At 42.7% G+C, this 17544-nt stretch carries 11 protein-coding genes; 10 read left to right on the top strand and 1 reads right to left on the bottom strand.

Annotation, left to right across the window (positions count from 1 at the left end):
• Window positions 1–105: 105 nt before the first annotated feature.
• The 3 genes from IE104_RS09715 (at window position 106) to IE104_RS09705 (ending at window position 2981) form a co-directional block, all read left to right on the top strand.
• Complete coding sequence (locus IE104_RS09715; protein WP_189417848.1) at window positions 106–2130, top strand: glycoside hydrolase family 97 protein; 2025 nt, start codon at window positions 106–108, stop codon at window positions 2128–2130.
• 268 nt (window positions 2131–2398) lie between these two features.
• On the top strand, window positions 2399–2563 hold the full coding sequence (locus IE104_RS09710; RefSeq protein WP_189417847.1) for a CsbD family protein: 165 nt from the start codon (window positions 2399–2401) through the stop codon (window positions 2561–2563).
• Between the two features lie 151 nt (window positions 2564–2714).
• Window positions 2715–2981, top strand: coding sequence for a DksA/TraR family C4-type zinc finger protein (locus IE104_RS09705; RefSeq protein ID WP_189417845.1), 267 nt, complete (start codon window positions 2715–2717; stop codon window positions 2979–2981).
• 41 nt (window positions 2982–3022) lie between these two features.
• Here IE104_RS09705 and IE104_RS09700 read toward each other — a convergent pair whose 3' ends face one another.
• Window positions 3023–3670 carry a TetR/AcrR family transcriptional regulator gene (locus IE104_RS09700; protein ID WP_229837762.1) on the bottom strand — a complete coding sequence of 216 codons (648 nt, stop codon included), beginning with the start codon at window positions 3668–3670 and terminating at the stop codon, window positions 3023–3025.
• 335 nt (window positions 3671–4005) lie between these two features.
• Between IE104_RS09700 and IE104_RS09695 the strand changes: the two genes are divergently transcribed.
• From IE104_RS09695 to IE104_RS09665, 7 genes are all read left to right on the top strand, one after another.
• Window positions 4006–5178, top strand: a complete 1173-nt coding sequence (locus tag IE104_RS09695; protein WP_189417844.1) for an efflux RND transporter periplasmic adaptor subunit — start codon at window positions 4006–4008, stop codon at window positions 5176–5178.
• A gap of 127 nt (window positions 5179–5305) precedes the next feature.
• Entirely contained in the window at window positions 5306–8521 is a 3216-nt protein-coding gene (locus IE104_RS09690; RefSeq protein ID WP_189417842.1) for an efflux RND transporter permease subunit, read from the top strand.
• A 230-nt stretch (window positions 8522–8751) separates the two neighbouring features.
• Window positions 8752–12681 carry a response regulator gene (locus IE104_RS09685; RefSeq protein WP_189417840.1) on the top strand — a complete coding sequence of 1310 codons (3930 nt, stop codon included), beginning with the start codon at window positions 8752–8754 and terminating at the stop codon, window positions 12679–12681.
• Between the two features lie 125 nt (window positions 12682–12806).
• Window positions 12807–13544: a DUF72 domain-containing protein gene (locus tag IE104_RS09680; RefSeq protein ID WP_229837761.1), complete on the top strand. Its 738-nt coding sequence runs from the start codon at window positions 12807–12809 to the stop codon at window positions 13542–13544.
• A 150-nt stretch (window positions 13545–13694) separates the two neighbouring features.
• Entirely contained in the window at window positions 13695–14114 is a 420-nt protein-coding gene (locus tag IE104_RS09675) for a PRC-barrel domain-containing protein (protein ID WP_189417837.1), read from the top strand.
• A gap of 118 nt (window positions 14115–14232) precedes the next feature.
• Window positions 14233–15336 carry a DNA topoisomerase IB gene (locus IE104_RS09670; RefSeq protein ID WP_189417835.1) on the top strand — a complete coding sequence of 368 codons (1104 nt, stop codon included), beginning with the start codon at window positions 14233–14235 and terminating at the stop codon, window positions 15334–15336.
• Window positions 15337–15596: 260 nt separating this feature from the next.
• On the top strand, window positions 15597–17525 hold the full coding sequence (locus IE104_RS09665) for a hybrid sensor histidine kinase/response regulator (RefSeq protein WP_189417833.1): 1929 nt from the start codon (window positions 15597–15599) through the stop codon (window positions 17523–17525).
• The last annotated feature ends 19 nt before the right edge of the window (window positions 17526–17544 follow it).

Genomic DNA, 17544 nt, shown 5'->3' with positions numbered 1-17544 from the left:
TAATTGTTTGATGATTGGTAAAAAATAGGATTTAGCGATGAGGTGTCGGATACCTCTGAATTAATGTCAACTCTGCTCCAAACACATACAACCAAGGAAAAAATAATGAAGAAATTCCAACTACTGTCGGCCAGTATCATGATGTTGGCGGCTGCCTCTCAGGCAGATACCTATGCCCTGAAGTCCCCTAATTCGCGGGTGCAGGTCGATATAACTAACAATGGCGGTGGGTTGAGCTATACCCTGAGCCTTGATGGTAAACAGATTATTAGCGAGTCTTCCCTGGGTTTGATTATTAATAATAAGCCCTTGGGAAATAATGAAATGCAGTTCCTGAGCAAAGAAAACTCCAGCGTAAATGAGAGTTTTAATTTGCTCGGTAGAACCAAAACCGTAGCCGATCACTACAACACTTACACGCTGAAATTTGCAGCAAAAGATGAACGTAAACTCAATTTAAACTTAATCGTGCGTGCCTACGACGAGGGTGTGGCGATACGCTACCAATTACCTAATCAATCTGGGCTTGATCAATTCACCATCCAAAATGAATTAACGCAATTTATTTTCGCAAATGATTACAACTGTTTCGGCTTCAATCAGGGCAAGTTTGTACACAGTCATGAAGGTGAGTTTGATCCGGTTAAGTCATCCATGATTCGCCAGCATAATCTTTACGATAACCCGCTCGTGTGTAAAACCGGTGTTGGCCAAACGACTTTTGCTTTGGCCGAGTCTGATGTGCGCGATTACCCAGGTTCATGGTTTACAGGTACGGGCGGCGGCGCAAATGGTGTGGAAACACGCCTGACGTATAGCGTTGATAATCTTCCCGACGGCTCAAACTATGCTTCGGTGAGAGCGAAAATGTCTGCCAAAGGATTCAACACTCCGTGGCGTGTGGTTATGTTGGGTGATAATCCAGGTAAGTTGGCGGAATCTTCTTTGATCGCCGCCTTGGGTGAACCAACACAAATTAAAGACACCAGTTGGATCAAGCCCGGCAAAACAGCCTGGGATTGGTGGAACGACAATCAAGTTGTTTTCGGGAAAGGCGCAACCGCCAGCAAACCCGGCATGAATACAGATACCTACAAAGCCTATATCGATTTTGCAGCCACCCTCGGTTTGCAATACATATTGATTGATGAAGGTTGGCACAAGGGTTCAACCATCACGAGTAAGCCCGGTTCTGATTTGCTTACGCCTGTACCTGCGATGGATATGCCAGCAATTCTCAGTTATGCAAAAAGTAAAAACGTTGGTGTGTGGGTTTGGTTGCAGTGGAAGCAATTGGATTGGCAAATGGCTGAAGCACTGGAAGCTTATGAAAAATGGGGCATCAAAGGAATCAAAGTCGATTTTATGGATCGCTCAGACCAAGAGATGGTCGATTACTTTCATAAACTCCTGACAATGACTGCAAAGCACCACATCATGGTTGATTTGCACGGCGCTTATCCACCGAATGGTTTGGTGAGAACTTATCCTCACTATTTAACGCAAGAAGGTGTATTGGGTGCGGAATACAACAAGTGGAGTAGTCGTGTAACGGCAACCCACAATGTGACCTTGCCATTTACGCGTATGATTCTTGGTCCAATTGATTACACGCCAGGCGGCTTCCTCCACGCAACACCAGAGGAATTCCCCAAGTTGCGCCGCAACACATTGCCCTACGTAAAAACTACACGAGGCCAAGCGTTGGCGATGTATGTCGTCTATGACAGCCCATTGCAAATGCTGGCAGATTCTCCAATTAATTATTCAAAAACCGAAGGTGCCTGGCCAAAACCAAAAAGTGATTGGGCAGATGGTTTGGAATTTATTAAAGATGTTCCGACCACGTGGGATGAAACTCGTATTTTGCAAGGCGATATTGGCCAGTACATTGTGAGTGCGCGTCGCAAAGGTAAGGATTGGTACATAGGCGCAATGACAAATGAAGAAGGGCGCGCCTTAAATATCCCGCTTAACTTTTTGGATAAAGGAAAATACAAAGCGCAAATTTGGCAAGATGGAAAAACCATTTCTTCGCTAAATAAAACCGAAACTACACAATCCAATGCAGATAGTTTAACGCTGACTTTAGCGCCTTCCGGTGGTGCTGTAGTCTTATTGAAAAAATAGATTTTAATATTGCTGTTATTTAAAGCCGCCTTTAGGGCGGCTTTTTTATTGTGTTTATGGAACTTTTACAATTGTTTCGCTTGTTAGCTAACGCACATACTTGCGCCAGATACTGTGGGATATTGACGCTGTGAAAAGCAAAAGGTCGTGCGAAAAGGATTTTTAAAGTTTGATGTTGTGCAGGTAATATTTTTCTTTTGCAAGGCAGTGAGGGCTTTTTTCTTTTCAGCTTGTTTGTTTAATCACTCAATTTTATAAGGTGAATATCATGAACAAAGACCAAGTAAAAGGATCAATCAAGAAAACAGCTGGTAAGGTTCAACAAAAAGTTGGCGAGGCTGTTGGCAGCGAAAAGCAACAAGCTAAAGGCATAGGCAAACAAATTGAAGGCTCTGTGCAAAAAGGAATTGGTAACGCTAAAGAGAATCGCTAATAGGGATTATTAGCAAGCTGTTATGGCGCTAAAAAATAGACTATAAATCTATTTTTTGGCGCCATATCTATATTATTTCCCTCGAACTTTTTCTTCCCTGAATAGCCTAAGCCGTAACAACCTGAAACTGTAATTTGAAGTGAGGTAGCTTATGGCTGGTGGATGGTCGCGCGATGGCGCAGTGCAAGATCAAATAGATGCAAGCTTGGATGATGCGGTTAATTTAGCCCGGAGCAGATTGCCCAGCGGCAAAAGTTTAAGCCATTGTGAGGAGTGCGGTGAAAAAATTCCGCTAGCGCGCCAGAAAGCAGTGCCTGGAGTTCACCTGTGCGTAAAATGTCAGGAAGAGCGCGATAAAGAAGATGTATTTTCCACGGGAATCAATCGGCGTGGTAGTAAAGATAGCCAGTTACGCTAATAATTTTTTGTATTTTTACGCACTTATTATTTTTCTCACGTTTATTTTTTCTCACCTTTTATTTTCTCGCCCACCCAGGTTGCTTTTACACTAAACCAAAATTCCGGTTTTAAACCAATAATTCGATAAATCCCTTCGGGTAAATCACGTTTAAGATTCACAATATTTTGTTGTACACGCGCATGCATAATCGCGCCTTGCACATACTGTTGCATCAGGCGCGCTGCTTGTTCGGGATTCACATTATCTTCTAAAAAATTTCCATTCTGGAGCGTGCGTATCAATGCAGTATTGTATTTTGCACCGCGCTCTGACATAAGTTGCAGAGATTGAATCATCTTGTTTTCACAACAACCGCTTTGCATTCCAGCGCTAAAAAAAGCACAGCCTGGAATATTCATCTCATCTTCACCAATCTTGTTGATAAAAATAAATTGAATCCAATTTTCCAATTGCTCTAAGGGACTATTTACTGGTGATAGAAGAGCATCCAAATCATGGCGGATGTGCTCCCAATGGTAATTGGTTGCCTCACAAAACAGCTCCGCTTTGGATTCAAAGTGGTGATAGAAGCTGCCTTTGGTCACGCCCGCTTGTTTGCAAATTTCGTTCACGCCCACAGAGGCATAATTGCTTTGCCAAATTAAATCGAGCGCAGTTTGCAGGAGTAACGAGCGGGTATCAGACATGAAAATCTCTTTGGTAGGGTTGATATCATCATTATAGATACCGTTTGGTATGTTTTTCAATCAAAGATTATAAAAACATACCGACCAGCTGATTACTTTTGTCAGGACTTTAAAACCTTAGATTTCCGTTAATGCCTTGTATTTACAAGCATTTGGCTGTTTTAAAGTAATTGTCTTAACGAGTCTTCTCGCTTGGGCAGCAAAAATCCAATTGACCTACATACCAACCGGTATGTATAGTTCTTGCAATGACGCTTTGCTTCCGATTTTTATCCCCACGTTTGTTAAGGATGCACAAGTAGCTTTTCGTTTACCCCTGGCATTAGGAGATCGCTATGAGTTCCGCATATTCCCGCAGCTTTTCCCGCAAAACCTACCAAATTTCCATCGCGGCCATACTCAGCGGTATTGCCGGTTTTTATTATGTTATTGGTGCCAACGCGGCAGCACCGGCAGCCGCGCCACCTGCGCCAACGGTGGATGTTGTTGTGGTTCAACCGCAACAAATTCGTACTTGGGCAAACTTTTCAGGGCGTCTGTCACCCGTAGAAAGCGCTGCTATTAAACCCTTGGTGAGCGGTACTATCCAGCAAGTCCTTTTTAAAGATGGCGAACAGGTTAAGAAAGGGCATCAACTCTTTGTCATTGATCCTCGTCCACATCAAGCATCGGTACAACGTGCCCAGGCGCAATTGGCGACCGCACAATCACGCGCAAAATTAGCGCGCGATGAATTGAATCGAGCGCAACAATTAATTACGGCCAAGCTGGTTTCACAAAGTATTTATGATTCTGCGGTGAGCAATGATCAAGTTGCACAAGCTGCAGTAAACGAGGCTGATGCTGCGTTAAATCAGGCCAAGTTAAATTTAGAGTATGCACATATAAGCGCTCCTATTTCAGGGCGTATTAGCCGCGCAGAATTAACGGTAGGCAATGTGGTTGAAGCTGGCCCCAATGCACCACAGCTCGCGCAAATTATAGCGAGCGATAAACTTTACGCAGAATTTAATGTAGACGAAGCGACCTACATCCAATTTGTGCGCAACACCAAAAGTGCAGAAAAAATGCCAGTTGAGCTAACACTTGCCAGTGCTGCAAATGTTACTTATCAGGGTTACATCACCGCATTTGATAATCGCTTAGATACCACTAGCGGTACCATTCGTGCGCGTGCTGTGTTTGACAACAATGATGGTGCTCTAACCGCGGGAATGTTTGCTAATGTGCGTTTAGGTTCAGCTGAAAAATTAACAACACTCTTGGTGCCAGAACGTGCAATAGGCACTAACCAAAGCAAAAAATTCGTGTTGGTTGTCGACGAAAAAAATCTAGCGACTTACCACGAAATTACTTTGGGCGATCATTATCAGGGGCAGCGTATTGTTCTTAATGGAATTAATGCCGGCGATAAAGTTATCGTTAATGGTTTGTCCCACGTGCGCCCGAATACTGTTGTAAATCCGAGCGTGGAAAAACCCGCTGCGCAAGTTGCGTTAAATCCTTAATTGCTAAAACCTAAACATTATCTTTAGTTGCTGGTTGTTTTTACTCAGCGCGGGATTGTTACCTCTTTTTTTTGAAACGTCTTTGTAAAGCCGTCTCTTTATAACGCCATCTATAGGAAGGCAAATCATGAATATATCCAAATTTTTTGTGGATCGTCCTATCTTCGCCGGAGTCATATCGCTGCTGATTTTTATCGGCGGTTTTCTCTCCATGTTTCAACTACCTATTTCCGAATATCCCGAGGTGTCGCCGCCGTCTGTAGTGGTTAATGCGTCTTATCCCGGGGCGAATCCGAAAGTAATTGCCGAAACTCTTGCAACCCCTTTGGAAGAGCAATTGAGCGGCACTGAAAATATGTTGTACATGTTTTCGCAAGCAACCACGGATGGTCGCTTAACCTTAACCGTCACATTTAAAATTGGTACCAATGCGGATTTAGCACAACAAATGGTGCAAAACCGGGTGTCGCAAGCTCTGGCGAAGTTGCCTGAAGTAACACGTCAGGCGGGCGTGACTGTAGTAAAAAGTTCACCAGATTTAACCATGGTGGTGCACTTGATATCACCGGATAAAAGCTACGATGAATTATATTTGCGCAACTACGCTCTCATGAATGTGAAAGACGAACTCGCAAAAGTGTCTGGAGTGGGTGTAGTGCGTTTGTTTGGCTCCGGTGATTACGCTATGCGCATTTGGTTGAATCCGGAAAAAATTGCAGAAAAAAATCTCAGTGCCAGTGAAGTTGTCAATGCAATCCGCGAGCAAAATGTTCAGGTGGCAGCCGGTATCATCGGTGGTGCACCTGTGCCTGATATTGTAGATGTGCAATTACCTGTAAACGCAAAAGGCCGTTTGGATAACCCCGAAGAATTTGGCGAAATAATTATCCGTGCAGGCAGTACAGGTGAAATTACGCGTTTAAAAGATGTTGCGCGCATTGAAATGGGAGCCTCGGAGTTTAGTTTGAATTCCATGCTCGACAATCAAAATGCCGTCGCTATTCCTATTTTCCAATCACCCGGCGCCAACGCTATTGAAATTTCAGATGGCGTGCGCGCAACTATGGCGGAATTAAAAAAACGTTTTCCCGTAGGTGTTGATTATCACGTTGTATATGATCCTACCATCTTTGTAAAAAGTTCGATTAAAGCGGTAATCAAAACCTTGCTTGAAGCTTTGGCCTTGGTTGTAGTGGTAGTGATTTTATTTTTGCAAACCTGGCGCGCTTCTATCATTCCTTTGTTGGCAGTACCAGTTTCTATTATTGGTACCTTTTCTTTGATGTGGGCCTTCGGCTTTTCAATTAATACCTTGTCGCTGTTCGGTTTGGTATTGTCGATTGGAATAGTGGTGGACGACGCAATCGTAGTGGTGGAAAACGTTGAGCGAAATATTCACGAAGGCCTATCCCCTGTTGCTGCAACTTACAAGGCCATGCAAGAAGTAAGTGGACCCATTATTGCCATTTCTTTAACACTGATTGCGGTTTTTGTTCCTATAGCTTTTGTGAGCGGGTTGACTGGTCAATTTTACAAGCAGTTTGCATTGACTATTGCTATTTCTACCGTTATTTCAGCGATAAATTCTTTGACCTTGAGCCCTGCGTTGGCTGCGCTTTTATTGAAGGGTCGCGATGATCCAAAAGATCGTTTAACGCGCGGTATGGATAAAATATTTGGTCGCTTCTTCGCTTGGTTTAATCGCACTTTTGCACGTGCATCAGGAAATTACTCTACAAAAGTTGGGCAAATATTAGGGCGTAAAACGCTAGCGGTAGGTGTATATGCAGGTTTGCTCGCAATAGCAGCCATTGGTTTTAATATTATTCCCAAGGGTTTTGTGCCTGCGCAGGATAAACAATATCTAATTGCCTTCGCGCAATTGCCCGATGGTGCAACTTTGGAACGAACACAAAAAGTCATTCGCGAAATGGGTACTATTGGTTTAGCAGAAGCCGGGGTAGAAAGCGCGGTGCAATTTCCTGGTTTGAGCATTAACGGTTTTACTAATAGTTCAAGCGCGGGAATTGTGTTTTTAACCTTAAAACCTTTTGAGGAGCGTAAAGGCAAAGAGCTGTCAGCGGCCGCCATTTCGCAAAAACTGCAGATGAAATTTGCCGGCGTTGAGGAGGCTTTTATTGCAGTCTTCCCACCACCGCCAGTACGTGGTTTGGGTACAACCGGTGGATTTAAATTGCAAATTGAAGATCGTGCTGGTTTAGGTTATGAAGCACTCGCTGATGTTTTAAAGCAAGTGCAAGAAAAAGCTGCGAAACGTCCCGAGCTTGCTAGCGTGTTTTCAAATTACAAAATTAATGTGCCGCAATTGTATGCAGATGTTGACCGTACAAAAGCCAAACAACTGGGACTAAATGTAAAAGAAATTTTTGACACCATGCAAATCTATTTGGGCTCGCTATACGTGAATGATTTCAATCAATTTGGCCGCACCTACAAAGTTATTGCGCAGGCAGATGCAAGTTATCGCAGCACACCCGCCAACGCATTGAATCTAAAGGTGCGCAATAACCAAGGCGATATGGTGCCGTTAGGTGCAGTTCTGAGTATGAAAGAAAGCTACGGTCCTGAGAGTGCGGCGCACTATAACGGATACCTCGCGGCAGATTTAAACGGTAATGCTGCACCTGGTTATTCAAGCGGCCAGGCGCAAGATGCTATTACCGAAATCTTAAATGAAACCTTGCCAAGCGGAATTGTATTTGAGTGGACTGATTTAACTTATCAAGAAGTGTTGGCCGGCAACACTGCCATTTATATTTTGCCGCTGTGTTTGTTGTTGGTGTTCCTTGTGCTTGCGGCACAGTATGAAAGTTTGGCTTTGCCGCTGGTGGTGGTTACCATTGTTCCTTTATCAATATTGTCTGCGCTTTTTGGGGTGTGGATTACTAAAGGGGATAACAATATTTTCACGCAGGTAAGCTTGTTTGTACTCGCCGGTCTGGCCAGTAAAAATGCGATTTTGATTGTGGAGTTCGCACGCGAATTAGAGTTGCGCGGCATGGCAACCTATCAAGCTGCGATCACTGCAAGCCGTATGCGTTTACGTCCAATCTTAATGACATCCTTTGCTTTTATTATGGGTGTATTACCTATGGTGTTTTCAACAGGCGCAGGTTCAGAAATGCGTAGCGTTATGGGTATAGCGGTATTTTCCGGCATGCTCGGTGTAACTTTCTTCGGGTTATTTTTTACCCCAATGTTCTATGTTTTACTACGTAAACTTGAAGGCAAGCGCACTTATAAGGTTGAACAAGACTTGCACGGCAAGGAATATTATGAGTCCTTAATGTCAGCCAAAGATTTGAAGGAGATGCATCAGTAAAATCTCCAGTCGCTGGAGAAATATGTTGCGGTGGTTGCCTGTTAAGTAATCACCGTAACAATATGTTATTTTTTACGCCATCAAAATGGCGAAGACATGGATTTAGGCCTATCCTGACTGGATAGGTGTTGTTATTGCGCAGCACTAACTTTTGGCTCAGCCTATGTAGCAGCGCCTAATAACAACCAGGTTTGAATTTGCCAAGTGGCAACGAGCCTTCCAGGTCTTAAATGAAACGAATTATCTCCGCGCAAGCTTGGACAGGTCTTTTAATCCTGTGTCTTGGTTCAGTCGTTATTCTCGGTTGGCTCACCCATCAACCCAGCTATATTCAAATGAAACCAGAATTCGTTGGTATGGTTTTGAATACGGCGATCTGTTTCACTATCTCGGGACTTGCCTTATTAACTCCAACACGCCGTTATCCCAATGGTATGCGGTTGCGCGTTGCAATTGGTTGGTTGTTAATCTTAATTTCCTCCTTAAGTTTTATTGAAAATATCTTCGCGATTAATGTGGGAATCGATTTTCCAAAATTTCATTCCTGGTTAAAAGATAACAATCCCAATCCTGGCCGCATGGCATTGAACACAACCATTGGTTTTTTGCTGGCTGGTATTGTTCTGGTTTTATCGCGCGATGTCTGCAAGCGTGTCACTGGTTTAATTATTCAACTAGCCACATTTACTATTTTATTTATCGGCCTTGCGGGTTTAGTCGGTTACTTGCTTCAGTTAGATTTGCTTTACGGTTTTAAAGCAACACGCATGGCAGCGCACGCGGCTACGGGCATGGTGTTCCTGGCATTAGGTTTATGGGATAGCTGGTTTTTTGCAGATTGGTACAGATCAAAAAAATATTTCACCGATGGAGACAAAATAGTTTTTGTTGGTACAGCCTTGCTGATTATTGTTTCACTTACTGCGGGCATATCCGGTTTTGCAGCACAACAGGCAACTTTTGAAAGAGTCTTGGGCGAAAACTTGAGTTTTGCCATAAAAAACCAAAGTACATTGTTCCATGTGGAAGTGGACCAAACTGTTGAAAAAGCTATAGGCACAGCGGGGCGTCCCAACCTCATTCGGCTCACACGCGAGCTTGGTGCTGAACCCGATAACGAAAAGCTTCGCAATGAATTAACCATAATTGCGCAAAGTGTTCTGGTCACCGGAACTACAGGCATAGTTATTTACGACAATACCAACCGTGAATTGGTCCGCTTGGGCGCTTTTTCACAACAGCCTGCTATTTCCGTGGATTTAGGTTTCAATGTCTCCGCAATATTGTTGTGGAACCAGGGCTTTTACGTAAAAGCTAGCATGGCTATTTTAGACAAAGACAATATTGTAGGGCGGTTGGAAGTTGAAGAGCCCTTGAATCACATGACGCCAAGTGAGGGCTTGGGTGAAACCAGTGATACACGCATCTGTATTCCTAAAGGCGATAAAGTCCTTTGTTTTCCTGATCGAGTTCATCACGAAGTTTATGAAACTAGTCGTATCAATATTAATGGCAAAGAAACTCCAATGAGTCTTGCGGTCCGTGGAAAGAACGGAACCTTTAAAGGATTGGATTATCGCGATATTAATGTAGTGGCTGCTTATGGTCCTTTAACAACAACAGGGTTGGGTATCGTTGTTAAAAAAGATACGGAAGAATTGCTTTCACCTATTCGTGAACAATTTAAATGGAGTATTCCGATATTATTTTTTCTGGCAGGTGCCGGGGCACTTTTATTACGCGCACAAATAATTCCACTGGCTACAAAATTATTGCAATCTGAACGAGATGCAAAGGTTAAAGAGCTGCGTATTCGAACTGTTATGGACAATGTGGGCGAGGGAATAATTACGCTTAATGAAGAAGGTATTATTGAATCCTTTAACGACGCTGCGACGGTTATTTTTGGTTACTCTGCTGAGGAGGCGATTGGCTCCAACATTAAAAGCCTAATGCCAGAAGAAATGCGCTCCGCACACGATGCAGGAATGAAACGTTTTTTATCGGGCGGTAAACCAACGGTTGTTGGACGTAAAAGCGTGGAATTACCTGGCCTGCATAAAAGCGGTAGACAGTTTCATTTGGAGTTAGCCGTCAATGCTTTGGAAATTGATGGGCGGCATTTGTTTGTAGGTATTGTGCGTGACATCAGCGAACGCAAAAAAAATGAAATGGAATTGCGCACAGCGATGAAACAAGCTGAGCTGGCCAATCAGGCAAAAAGCGATTTTGTTGCGAACATGAGTCATGAAATCCGCACACCGCTGAATGCCGTATTGGGCATGGCGCAGCTATTGGCGGGAACTACACTCTCCAGTGACCAGAAAAAATATCTGGATATGATTCATTCATCGGGCAAATCATTGTTGGGTATTTTGAATGACATTCTGGATTTCTCTAAAATCGAAGCAGGGCGCATGGAACTGTCGCCAACACAGTTTCGAATAAACGATGTATTACATTCACTTTCAACCATTATGAGTGTGAATGCTGGCGATAAAAATTTAGAACTGATCATCGGTGTAGAATCAGGCATTCCAAATGTGGTGATTGGCGATCCACATCGCTTGCAACAAGTTCTCGTAAACCTGATTGGTAATGCTATTAAATTTACTGAGCAGGGTGAGGTTTCTGTTTTGGTTGAATGCCTGGAACAACATGCGGGCGTTGCGAAGGTTCGCTTTTGTGTAAAAGATACCGGCATAGGTATGACTCTGGCGCAGCAAGAGCGTTTATTTTCTCCCTTCACTCAAGCGGATTCTTCAGTCACACGAAAATTTGGCGGTACTGGCTTAGGGCTAACAATTTCTCGCCGCTTTGTTGAGCTTATGGGCGGCAGCATAGATATGCGCAGTAGCTATGGTAATGGTAGCGAATTTTCGGTGACCTTGCCGTTCAAACTTGTAGTGCAAACTGAAAAAGAAAATTCTCCATATCCATCTGTGCAATCGCTCAAGCTTCTGGTGGTCGATGAAAATAAAACTTGTCGCAGCTATATCAGTAAAACAATTAAAAGTTTGGGGTGCGATGTCGATAGTGTTGCTTCAACTTCAGAAGCGCTGAAATCTATCAATAACCTAAACGGCACTGGCAATGTCTATGATGCAGTCTTGATCGACTGGAAAATGTTATTAACAGATGATGATAAAAATATAAGTGCAATTCAGCAGGGCACAACAAAACCTCTGCCTGTTATTGTAATGGTCAATGCCTATGGGCGCGGCAAACTCATCCAAACTAATTTATCCACCCAGCCAGACGCATATATTTTAAAACCTGTAACCACAACAAGTTTGTATGAGACCTTGGGTGAAGCCTTGGCGCAAGATTCTAAGGATAGTCCCACTTCGAGTTTGGATAAGCTTGCAAAATCCACGCGTATTAACGCGCGTTTATTAATTGTGGAAGATAATTCATTTAATCAAATTGTCGCCAAAGGTTTGCTAGAGCAAGCTGGTGCTAGCGTTGATATTGCGGATGACGGGCAGAAGGCGTTGAATTTGCTGCGTAAGTCTCCACATGCTTATGATTTGATTTTAATGGATGTTCAAATGCCAATTATGGATGGATTTACTGCAACGCGTTTGCTGCGTGATCAATTGAAATTGACTTTGCCCGTTTTAGCCATGACTGCTGGCGTTACAGAATTTGAGCGTGAGCAATGCATTTCATCTGGCATGAATGACTTGATTGCAAAGCCCATTGATGTAGAGCAAATGCTAGCTACCATAAATCGTTTTCTTCCAGAGAGTTCCGGGTTGGTACGTGCGTCGGCTACAAGTGTTGAATCTTTTCCCGAAGACGACACTAAAGATATTTTTGATGTAACCCAACTATTATCAATGGTGGCGAATAATCCTGCACATAGGGAAAAAACTATCGGCTTGATTCGCTCATTGGTAGAAAACACCAGTCATTCCATGAAAAAAGTTCAGCAGGCCAGGCAGCAACATAATCTGGAAGAAGTGGCCCGCTCATTACACACCATGCGGGGTTCTATAGGCACTTTAGGTGCAAACCGTTTCGCAGCTGCGGCCAAAGAACTTGAATCCGCCATCAAAAGTGGAGATATAAAAGAACTGGATATTTTATTCTCTGCAGTAGAGCGCGAACTAACTGCCACTTTAACAGCAGCGCGAGCTTGGCTTGCACGACAATAGTCATTTAACTTTATGTTCGCTAGCGCCTATTCACCCTAAAAAATCTTGTAGAAGATGGGATCTACTTATGTTTACTCTGGCGAAAGGAAATGAAATCATCACAGAGCCACACTCAACAGCACTTGGTGAAAATTGGTACAAGCGGGATTGTTTTACCCGGTAATAAATCTACATTCCCGCTCGAATTCCAATCACAAACACGCCTGCATTATTTTGCCACCTTATTTAATTCACTCGAAGTTAATTCCTCTTTCTATAAGATTCCCAAATTCGCAACCTTTGAAAAATGGGCGAGCGAAGTGCCGGATGATTTTAAATTTAGCGTGAAATTGTGGCGCGGCATAACTCATGCAAAAAAGCTCGCCTATTCACTAGATGATCTCACACGCTTTATGGATGCAGCTGAAGGTCTAGGAACAAAGAAAGGGTGCTTGCTTGTGCAATTTCCCGCCAGCATTCGTATCGAATCATATGAGGAGGTTGCCGCCTTACTAAGGCGCATCGCAGATCTTAATGCCAATAATCAATGGCAGTTGGCAGTGGAGTTTCGCCATATCGATTGGTACTTTACCAAAGTCTATGATCTCCTCTCCACAATCAAATCTACTCTGGTGATGCATGATATGCCAAATTCAACGCCACCTGTTGAGCTGTTGGAATACTTCGATCCTACCTGTCTTTATTTAAGATTTCATGGTCCCAGTGGTCAATATACAGGCAGTTATTCAAATCAATTTGTTGATGAGTACGCCGAATTCATAAAAAAGTGGCGGTCGCAAGGCAAGCTTATTTATGTCTATTTCAATAATACGATTGGATCAGCCCTGCAAAACGCACAACGTCTACAGCATCAACTCCGCTAAATCGCACCCTCCGTTTTATAAGCTAAGAATTATTTGTGCTAAAGCTTCGCCAGCTTGCGTGCGCCGACGTACAGAGCGATAAGCGCCAGTCTAACTACACTGAGCCCCACAGCTTCAACTTTAGGTATTTAATATAGCAGGAGAGCAAAGATGAGTTACATGCATCGCGGTAGCCACGCTACAGCTACAAACAATTATCGCAGTAATTACGGCAGATGCCTGGTTGGTGCAGATGCCCTGATTGGTAAAGATGTATATAACTATGATGATGAACACATAGGCGACGTAAAGGAAATTATGCTGAATAGCGCCACGGGCGAGATAGCTTATGTTGTCTTATCTTTTGGGGGAATTTTGGGCCTAGGCGAAAAATTATTTGCGGTGCCCTGGAAAGCCTTAACATTAGATTCCAATAACCAAACGCTCATCCTTAACGAATGTAAAGAACGTTTGGAGTCTGCCCCCGGCTTCGATAAAGACTGCTGGCCGAATATGGCTGAAAAAAACTGGATTAATGAAGTACACACTTTTTATGAAACTCGCGTTTATAGTTTCGAGCAAGATTATTAGCGAACCCCTAGTTGCCAAAAGTCCAGGTTAGTTTGGGCTTTTGGCTTTTTTTATTGGGGCGCAGAAATTCGGAGATCAACCTAAGGATATTCAGCAATTTTTGTTAAAAGGATAGGCGATGCTGAGCCTCACAGAAGACATTCATATTCCTGCCAAAAAAATCCACACTATTTTAAATGATGCGGAAAAAGCGGCGAAAGCCGTTAAGCTGGTTTATGTTCAGGACAGTCAACCGGGAATAAGCCGTAAAAAAGTAAAAAATAATTTTCAGTATTTTCTGGACAATAAACGAGTCGTTGATGAAGTTACTCTTGAACGAATTAAAAAATTAGTTATTCCACCGGCCTGGACCCAAGTGTGGATTTGTTCATTAGACAATGGTCACCTACAGGCAACAGGACTTGATGTAAAAAAGCGCAAACAGTACAAGTATCATGCGCTCTGGAATAGCTTGCGAAATCACACCAAGTTTTACCGTTTATATGAATTTGGCAAAGCAATTCCTGTGATTAGGCAAAAATTGCAGCAAGATTTAGCTTTACCTGGAATGCCCGTTGAAAAAGTATTGGCGGCTGTTGTCTGCTTAATGGAGCAAACCAGCATTCGCATTGGTAACAATATTTACGAAAAACTATACGGCTCTTTTGGGTTAACTACGCTCAAAAACAAACACGTAAAAATTTCAGGTAGCCAGCTGCAATTTGTATTTAAAGGGAAAAAAGGCATGGACCACAACATCAGTATTAGTGACCGGCGGCTAGCAAAAATTGTAAAACAGTGCCGAGAAATTCCCGGTAAAGAACTATTTCAGTATTACGATGAAGAAGGAAATCACAAATCCATTGATTCAGGTATGGTCAATAACTATTTGAAATCAATTGTTGAGCAGGATTTTACTGCAAAAGATTTTCGAACCTGGGCTGGAACCTTACAAGCTATAAAGGCCTTTAAGGAAATGGAGAGAGGCGAAAGTCTTTCTCACATTAAACAAAACATTATTGCTATGTTGGATGCAGTGTCTGCTCATTTGGGCAACACCAGAACTGTTTGCAAAAAATATTATATTCATCCGGCAATAATTAATCTTTACGAGCAAAATCAATTGGAGGCCTATTTCAAATCCGATGTTAAAAAAGAAAAAGACATCAAGCCTTACGATTTGACGACTGAAGAAAAATTGCTAATGAAAATTTTGGAGAAAGAAAAATTGATCTGTCAATAAGCGCTGACTTATTAGTTGTAAAGGAGATATAAGCTTAGAAGCTTTTATGTGTGGCTATTATATAGATTTAGGTTTATTGTTCTGTTCCGTTTGCGGACAACAAGCTAGTGTGTTATACGATTAGCGCCGAAATCTACGCCGAGCAAGATAACGACTTTTTGATATTTAAGCGACATGGATGAGTTAATCGCTAGGTATTTCAAGGAGGCGGTTTGTGGTTGGCGCCATATTTTTCTGTCTAACATTGTTGAGTTGTCTGCATGACGTTGTCATTTTCCCCCGGAAATTCTGAGATTTCAGACTTTGCTGAATCAGAGCGTTTTCGTTTATTAGTTGCCGGAGTAATTGATTACGCCATTTATATGCTCTCACCGGAGGGTATTGTTTGCAGTTGGAATGCTGGAGCGCAACGTTTTAAAGGCTATACCGCTGAAGAAATCATCGGTAAACATTTTTCGCAATTTTATACGCCCGAAGACAAGGCTATTAACTTTCCTGCAAAAGCCTTGCAAACCGCCAGGGACAGTGGAAGGTTTGAAGACGAAGGCTGGCGAGTACGTAAAGACGGCAGCCGGTTTTGGGCGAGTGTTGTTATAGATGCAATTCGCGATGACGATGGTAATTTGCTAGGTTTTGCCAAAATTACACGTGATATCACTGATCGCAAAAAAACGGCAGAACAATTACACGCAAGCGAAGAACGTTTTCGTTTGCTTGTTCAAGGTGTAACTGACTACGCGATTTATATGTTATCGCCTGAAGGGATAATTACCAATTGGAACCTCGGTGGTAAGCGTATTAAAGGCTATGACAGTGAAGAAGTTATCGGGAGCCATTTTTCACGCTTTTATAGTGAGGAAGATAGAGCCAAGGGCCTGCCCATGTATGCCTTGGGTCAAGCGGCCTCCCAAGGGCGTTTTGAAAGTGAAGGTTGGCGCGTTCGTAAAGATGGTTCAAGGTTTTGGGCCCATGTTGTTATAGATCCTATTCGAAATGACATGGGTGAACTGATTGGTTTTGCAAAAGTAACTCGCGACACTACCGAGCGTAGAAATGCTGAACTTTTGTTGGAAAAAACCCAACAAGCATTATTTCAATCGCAAAAGTTGGAGGCGATAGGAAAGCTAACCGGAGGTATTGCGCACGATTTTAATAATTTGTTAGGCGTGGTGATGAACGGTGTAGGTATTTTGCGCATGGAGAATAGTAGCGCTAATACACTTAAGGTGCTCGATAGTATTGAGCGCTCTGTTAATCGCGGTTCGGCATTAACCAAACAACTATTAACCTTTGCTCGTCAACAAACAGTTAAACCAGAGCGTCAGGATTTAAATAAAATTATTGTTTCATTTGCAGCTATGTTGCGCAGAACTAATCAGGATGTTGAAGATATAGAGTTAGGTTTAAAAGATTCTTTGCCAGATGTGCTTATTGATCCTGCGCAATTTGAATCGGCATTACTTAATTTAGTAATAAACGCGCGCGATGCGATGACAGAAAAAAGCGGGAAGCTTCAAATCACAACTGAAACTGTAAATTTGCATGAGCATGAGGTGAACCAACTCCCTGCCGGGACTTATGTCAAAGTATCAACGACAGATAAAGGGCAGGGAATGACGCAAGAAGTTATTGATCGAGCTCTAGAACCTTTTTATACCACTAAACCTGTAGGAAAAGGCACAGGTTTAGGGCTGAGCCAAGTGTATGGCTTTGTGCATCTTTCCAAAGGCGATTTAACCATTGAATCGGTCGTTGGCTCGGGTACAACAATTGCTATGTATTTACCAGCGCTTGCGGAAAAACCTGAGAGCGTGGATAGCAAATCATTCAAGTTCAAAAAAGTTCTTGTGGTAGATGATCAAGTTGATGTTTTAGATATGGCAGTAGGGCTGTTTCAATCGTTGGGTTTTGAAGTTCTGGCTGCCAATGACGGTGAAACCGCCTTGCAAATTTTACAAGATACACCGGATATTCAAGTGCTATTTAGTGATCTAGTTATGCCAGAAATGAATGGAATGGAATTGGCACAGCAAGCCAAGCTCTTAAATCCATCTATTAAAGTGGTGTTGGCTTCCGGTTATGCAGAACCAGCGCTTTTAGCAAAAAATCCACATTTTAACGATTTTCAATTTGTGTCAAAACCTTATCGTATCCAGGAAGTTATTGAAAAACTAAATAAGTCCGCATAGCGTTTTTAATAAAAGGAAT

The sequence above is a fragment of the Cellvibrio zantedeschiae genome (assembly GCF_014652535.1).
Lineage (GTDB): Bacteria > Pseudomonadota > Gammaproteobacteria > Pseudomonadales > Cellvibrionaceae > Cellvibrio > Cellvibrio zantedeschiae.
This window is presented reverse-complemented; position numbering and strand designations above follow the sequence as displayed.